The following is a 6220-nucleotide window of genomic DNA, read 5'->3' as shown; positions in this document are numbered from 1 at the left end:
CCTGGTCCTCCCTAGCCCTCGTCCCGTGGTCCCGGCCCGGGATTCCCTAGCCCTGCCACCGGCGCAGCACGACCACGGCGTTGTGCCCGCCGAAGCCGAAGGAATTGCTCATGACCACGTCCACGTCGTGCGCCTGCGCCTCGTGGGCGACGAAGTTGACCGCGCGGTCGATCGGCCGGTGGCAGTTGATCGTCGGCGGCACCAGCCCGCGGTTGATCGCCATCGCGCCGACGATCGCCTCCACCGCGCCCGCCGCGCCGATCATGTGGCCGGTCATGGACTTCGTGGAGCTGATCGGGACGCGCTCGGCGTGCTCGCCGAACACCGCGCGGATCGAGTCCAGTTCGGACTGGTCGTTGAACACGGTGCTGGTGCCGTGCGCGTTGACGTAGCCGACGTCCTCGGGCGCGAGGCCCGCGTCGGCCAGCGCGTCGCGCATGGCGGCCCGCGCTCCCCGGCCCTCGGGGTGCGGCGCGGTCCAGTGGTGGGCGTCGGACGTGGCGGCGTAACCGGCCACCTCGGCGAGGATCGTCGCACCGCGCGCGAGCGCGTGCTCCTCGGACTCCAGCACGACGATCCCGGACCCGGAGGCCATCACGAACCCGTCGCGGTCCTCGTCGAACGGCCGGCACGCCTCGGTGGGCGCGTCGGTGCGGGTGGACAGCGCCTTGGCGTTGCCGCTGCCCGCCAGGTCCACGCGGGTGAGGATGTTCTCCGCGCCGCCCGCGATCACCGCGTCGACCACGCCGTAGCGCACCCAGCGGGCCGCCTCGCCGATGGCGTCGGTGCCGGTCGCGCACGCGCTGCTCACCGCCCGGGTCGGGCCGGTGACGCCGAACGCCAGGCTGATCTCGCCCGCCGCGCTGTCGATGGCGCCGGTGATGGGCGCGAACGGGCTGACCGCGCGCGGCCCCTTGGCGTTGAGCGCCACCACGTGCTCGCCGAGGGACTGCATCGGCCCGTAGCCGCTGCCGATGAGCGCGCCGACGCGGTGCGCGTTGTCCTCGGTGATCTCCAGCTTGGCCGTGCCGACGGCCTCCGACGCGGCGGCGAACGCGTACCGCGCGTAGGGGTCCATGCGGCGGAGCTGCTTGTGGTTGAGGTACTTCTTCGGCTCGAAGCCCTTGACCTCGCCCGCCAGGTCGGTCGGCAGGTCGGAGGCGTCGACGACGGTCACGTTCCCGATGCCGCTGCGCCCGGCGACCAGCGCGTCCCACGTCTCGTCGGCGGTGAGGCCGACCGGGGACACCACGCCCCAGCCGGTGATGACGACCCGCCTGCCGTGTCGTTCAGCCATGTGCTGCTCCTCGCTCCAGTCAGGGGGTCAGTCGGCGACCGGGAAGGCGCCGCCGAGTTCGTGGTCGGCGAACAACGCGTCTTCCAGGCGTGCGGGGACGTTGAGGACGACGACCTCGCCCTCCCGCGAGCGCCGCCACGCGTCGGCGACGTCGGCGCGCAACGACTCCTTGGTGACGGTCACCTGGTGCACGCCGCGCAGTTGCGGCGCGCGGGCCGTGACGGCGTCCGGGTCCACGAACGCCGTGCCCGCCAGGCCCTCGTTGTGCGGGCCGAGCTGGGAGTGCAACCAGCCGTAGCCGCCGTTGCGCAGCACCACGTACAGCAGCCCGGAACCGAGGGCCGCGGCCGTCGGCAGGTCGGCGTCGAACAGGCCGAACGCGCCGTCCCCGACGAACGCGACCACCGGCCGGTCGCCCGCCGCGGCCTTCACGCCGATCGCCGCCGCCGCGCCGAACCCGAGGCTGGTCTGCTCGGACGGCACGACCGAGCCCGCGCCGTGCGCGCACTCGAACCGGGGGAAGCTGTAGGACCACATGTCCTGCAAGCCGTTCTCCTGCACCAGGACGCGGTCGGCGGGCAGCTCGGCGTCGAGCGCGGCCAGCACCTCCACGACGTGCGGCCCGGGTTTCGCGGCGAGGTCGGCCAGCTCGCGGCGGTGGTCGGCGCGCAGCCCGTGGTGCACCTCGTCCACGCGCTTGGACCACTCGGCGGGCGCGCCGTCCACGACCTGCTCCAGCCAGGCCGCGCACACGTCCGCGCCGTCGCCGAGGACGACCGGTCCGGCGTACTGGGTGGCCACGCCCGCCGCGTCCACGTTGACCTGCACCACGGGCACGGTCGTGCCGAGGGCGGCCGGCCAGCCGTAGGTCGCGGTCTCCTCCAGCCTGCTGCCGAGCACGACCACGCAGTCGGTGTCGTCCCACAGCGCCTTGGCGCGGTCCGGCGCGTACAGGCCGGCGAGCCCGATGAACCGCACCGACGACTCGTCCACCACGCCGCGCCCGCTGGCCGTGCACGCCAGGGCCGCGCCGACGCGTTCGGCGAACCGCTCCACCACGCCGTCCGCGTTGCGGTGCCGCATCCCGCCGCCCACCAGCACGATCGGGCGTTGCGCGTGGCGCAGCGCGTCCAGCGCCGCCGAGTCGCCGGACACCGTGACCGACGTGGGGCGCTCGACGGGCGGCGCGGGCGGCGGCACGGGCACGTCCACCCTCAGCAGGTGGTCGGGCAGCTCCACGTACACCGGACCGGGCGCGCCGGAGGTGGCGACCAGGACGGCCCGGCGCACGGCGGGCGCGAGCCGTGCGGGGTGGTCGACCCTGGTCGCGGACTTCACCAGGGGCGCGACCACGGCCTGCTGGTCCAGCTCCTGGAACGCGCCGCTGCCCCGCCGTTCGGCCGCCGTGCCGCCGGAGAGCAGCAGCACGGGCGCGCCGGACGACGCCGCCTCCAGCAGTCCCGTCACGGTGTTGGTCACCGCCGGGCCCTTGCCGACGAGCGCGACGCCGAGCGCGCCGGACCGCAAGGCGTAACCCGTGGCCATGAACACGGCGTTGCGCTGGTCCCGGCACACGACCAGCCGGACACCGGCGGCGTGCAGCGCGCCGAGGGCGTCCAGGTCGTCGTCGGGCAGGCCGAACACGACCTCGACGCCGGCTTCGGCGAGCAACCGGGCCACGGCGTGCCAGGCGCCCCGGACGTGGTGGCCCGCGGGGTTCTCGCCGGAGGCGTCCTCGCCCGGAACGTCCTGTGCGGACGGCGGTTCCATCTCGATCACACCCATCTGTTCGGCGGCCGTCAGGCCGTGCGGCCGGTGGCGTCGGACGCGGCCAAGCGGTCGGACCCGAGGTGGTCCGCGACCGCCTTCGAGATCAGCAGCGGCTCGGCGTGGCGCTTGCGGCCGTAGGCGGCGTAGTTGGCGCGGATGCCCGTGCCGCCGAACGGCGCGTTGCCGTCCTCGATGTCGATCACGGTCTCGTTCACGCTGACCGTGTGCCGCCGGCGCAGCAGCTCGACGGTGTCGGGCAGGTCGCCGTAGACCGTGGCGGCCATGGCCCGTTCCTGGAAGTACTGGTGGTCGAGCATCGGGTGCAGCCAGTCCGTCGAGGTGAACGGCACCACGTTGAAGATCGGCGCGAACAGCTCGGGCGGGGTGATCCTGGTGTCGGCCGGTCGGATCAGCACGGTGGGGCTGAGGTGGTCGTCCACGAAGTTGACCTCGCCGCCCGCCGCGAGGTGCTCGCGACCCGACCGCAGGTAGTCCAGCGAGGCGTCGAACGCGTCGAGGTAGAACATGTGGCTGTAGTCGGCGTTCGGGTCGTCGAACCGGCCGTAGCGCAGGTTGTCCACCCGGCGGCACAGCAGGTTGCAGAACTGGGCGCTGATCGAGGTGTGCACGAACACCACGTCCGGGCCGAAGCAGTCCTGGCCGGAGTTCAGCATCCGCACGCGCAGCAGGCCGTCGACGGCCTTGGGGATGTCGGCGTCCGCGCCCACCACGAACGGGTTCACGCCCTGGCCGAAGTAGAGGAACAGCTGGTCGCGGCGCAGCCCGGCGCGGATCTTCTCGGCGTTGTTGAACGTGCCGGTGAACACGAGCACGTCCGAGCGCGCGCCCTCGCCCTCCAGGAACTCCCGCTGGTCGCTGTCGTCGAGCACGATCGGCAGGTGGTGCACCCCGGACAGCAGCTCGTGCAGCTTGAGCAGCTGGTCGGCGATGCGCCGCGACGGCCGGAACACGACGCGTTCGCTGTAGAGGCTGGGGATCGCCAGGTACAGCACGTAGCTGTAGAGCGGGATGTTCGACGGCATCAGCACGCCGATCTGGCCGATCGCGGGCGGCCGGTACCGGGCGATCTCGGCCGCGGCGCCCTCCAGGGCGGCGATCGAGGCGTCGATCTCGCCGTACGCGGTCTTGTAGCTCATCACCTGCGTGAGCAGGGACATCACCTCGGTGCGGCGTTCGCGCAGCAGCTGGGCGAGATCGGTGAGCCGGGCCAGCCGGTCGGGGAACGGGATGGCCGACGGGTCGGCGTCGCCGTGCACGCGGGGGAAGACGCCCTTGACGCCTTCGAGCGCCACCGTCGAGGCGGCGATGTCCCGCAGCGCCTGGAGGTCGACCTTGCCGTTGCCGTTGAGCGGCAGCTCCTTGAGCACGACCACGCGGTTGGGCTGCTCGTGCGCGGCGACGAACCGGGACACCGCGCGCTTCCAGTGCGCCACGGGCTGCTCGGCCGGGTCGGTGATCACGAACACGAGCTGGGTCCCGCGCTGCTCGTCCTCGACCGGGATCACGCGCACGGGCGCGCCGCACGCGCCGGCCTTCTCGGCGATGGCGTCCGGGTAGAGCGTGTGGCCGAAGCGGTGCACGGCGGACTTGCGGCCCAGCACCCGCAGCTGCCCGGCGGGCGTGAGGTAGCCGATGTCGCGGGTGTGGAACTCCTGCCGCTCCACCTCGCGGACGCGTCCGCCGGGTTCGAGCAGGCCGACCATGATGTCGGGGGTGCGGACCACGACCTCGCCGATCTCGCCCGCCGGCACCGGGTTCCCCAGCGGGTCGCGCACCTCCACCGCGACGCCGTCCAACGGCGTGCCGCAGTAGGTCGGGTCCTCGGTCGAGGACAGCGCGACGTTGCCGGCCTCGCTGCTGCCGTAGCCGTCCAGCAGCGTGGCGTCGAAGCGGGTCTCGAAGCGGGTGCGCAGCTCGTCGCGCAGCGGTTCGCCGCCGACGCACCACATGCGCACCGAACCCAGGTCGCGGGTGTCGCGACGGGCGACGACGCGCAGCATCGTGTCGTAGGTGGCGGGCACGGCGTCCACGACCGTCACGCGCTGCCGGGCGATCACGTCCAACGCCTGGTCGACGCGCCTGCTCGGCGCGATGACGAGCGTGGCGCGGGCGTTCCACCACAGCAGCAGCATGGACAGCCCGTACTGGTGGGTGAAGGGCAGCAGCGGCAGCAGCACGTCGGACTCGACGTAGCCCATGCGCGCCTGGGTGCGCTCGACGTTGCGCAGCACGGAGGCGCCGGAGCGCACGACGCCCTTGGGTTTGCCGGAACTGCCGGAACTCCAGACCACGAGCGCGTCACGCCGGCGGCCCCACTTGGCGAAGGTCAGCTCGGGGACCTCGGCCACCGGCACGTCGCGGGCGGTCTTCACCAGGCCGCGCAGGTCGAGCAGGCCGGCCGCGATGCGGTCGAACGCGGGGTCGGCCTGGTCGGCGTCGGTGACGAACCAGCGGGCGCCGGAGTCGACCACGTGCTCGGCGGACTGCGCGGGTGGCAGGCCCGGGTCGACCAGGCCGACCGAGACGCCCAGCTCCATCAGCGCGAACAGGAGCACCACGAAGTCGTCGGAGTTGCGCGCCGACAGCACGACCCGGTCGCCGTCGCCGACCCCGCGCTCGCGCAGCACGCCGATGAGCGCGTGGCAGCGTTCGGCGACGTGGGCCAGGGGTGTTTCCCCGCCGTGTTCGTTCACAAGCATGGCTCTGCCCTCGTTCCTCGTTCATCGGACACCCACCGGGGCGTTGACGCGGAATGGACCCGGTCCGGCGGCACGCGAAAACCCCGTGCGGGACCGCATTCGTCAATACCGCCCGGACAGGCGTGGGCGGCTCACGAACCAGAACGTGAGCCGAGGCTTTCGGACACATTTAACCCGCGACCGCACGCGGGGTGCCGGAATTCGCGCGGGGGCGCTAGGAGAAGGGCCGCGCCGCACGTGGCCCACGTGTCGGGCGCGACACGTGCCACGGGCGCAACCGCTGGGCACGACTCGGCGTGACGCCCGGTGGCGCGGTGTCGACCGCGCCACCCGAGTTACCGCCGGTAGTGCCCGCCTCACGTTTGTCCGCCCCGCGCGCCGCGTTCCCGAATAACCCGGGAACGGCGGCGAACGGGCCCCTGGGACAGGAGAT

3 protein-coding genes are annotated in these 6220 nt (G+C 73.1%); all 3 read right to left on the bottom strand.

The genetic code is table 11. The features are described from left to right. Window positions 1-46: 46 nt before the first annotated feature. Genes fabF through ACZ7GX_RS36070 form a run of 3 tightly spaced genes read right to left on the bottom strand, consistent with a single transcriptional unit; the run spans window position 47 to window position 5787 of the window. Window positions 47-1297, bottom strand: a complete 1251-nt coding sequence (gene fabF / locus ACZ7GX_RS36080; RefSeq protein ID WP_498783552.1) for a beta-ketoacyl-ACP synthase II — start codon at window positions 1295-1297, stop codon at window positions 47-49. 27 nt (window positions 1298-1324) lie between these two features. Then, window positions 1325-3067: a thiamine pyrophosphate-binding protein gene (locus ACZ7GX_RS36075; RefSeq protein WP_498783579.1), complete on the bottom strand. Its 1743-nt coding sequence runs from the start codon at window positions 3065-3067 to the stop codon at window positions 1325-1327. 29 nt (window positions 3068-3096) lie between these two features. Further along, on the bottom strand, window positions 3097-5787 hold the full coding sequence (locus ACZ7GX_RS36070; protein ID WP_498783550.1) for an aldehyde dehydrogenase family protein: 2691 nt from the start codon (window positions 5785-5787) through the stop codon (window positions 3097-3099). Window positions 5788-6220: the final 433 nt, after the last annotated feature.

The sequence above is a fragment of the Actinosynnema sp. NPDC037264 genome, from assembly GCF_055603705.1.
The sequence above is the reverse complement of the archived record's forward strand: the minus strand, read 5'-3'. Positions and strand labels throughout refer to the sequence as shown.

What these genes read in the sequence shown, in the direction of transcription:
- ACZ7GX_RS36075 (WP_498783579.1), bottom strand. Translation starts at nt 3,067, where the DNA reads ATGGAACCGCCGTCCGCACAGGACGTTCCGGGCGAGGACGCCTCCGGC.
- ACZ7GX_RS36070 (WP_498783550.1), bottom strand. Translation starts at nt 5,787, where the DNA reads ATGCTTGTGAACGAACACGGCGGGGAAACACCCCTGGCCCACGTCGCC.
- fabF (WP_498783552.1), bottom strand. Translation starts at nt 1,297, where the DNA reads ATGGCTGAACGACACGGCAGGCGGGTCGTCATCACCGGCTGGGGCGTG.